Source organism: Blautia sp. DFI.9.10, assembly GCF_024461705.1.
GTDB classification, from domain to species: domain Bacteria; phylum Bacillota; class Clostridia; order Lachnospirales; family Lachnospiraceae; genus Blautia_A; species Blautia_A fusiformis.
Genome location: NZ_JANGAA010000071.1, coordinates 1 through 234, shown reverse-complemented (window position 1 = coordinate 234; position 234 = coordinate 1). Strand labels below are relative to the sequence as shown.

At 47.0% G+C, this 234-nt stretch carries 1 protein-coding gene; it reads left to right on the top strand.

What is annotated here, in order from left to right; genetic code table 11:
• Positions 1 to 234, top strand: a 234-nt coding sequence (locus NE671_RS15745) for a class I tRNA ligase family protein (protein WP_256164164.1), incomplete at both ends; no start/stop codon positions are given.

The following is a 234-nucleotide window of genomic DNA, read 5'->3' as shown; positions in this document are numbered from 1 at the left end:
CGTATGTAACATACGACAACAATTTCATCGAGTCCGACTGGTGGGCGCTGAAAGAGATCTGGGAAAAAGGACTTCTTTATAAAGGCTTTAAGATCGTACCTTATTGCCCACGCTGCGGAACTCCTCTTTCCGCACAGGAGGTTTCTCAGGCCTACAAGAATGTTAAAGAGCGCTCTGCGATCGAACGTTTCAAGGTTGTTCGTGAGGACGCATACTTCTTGGCATGGACAACAA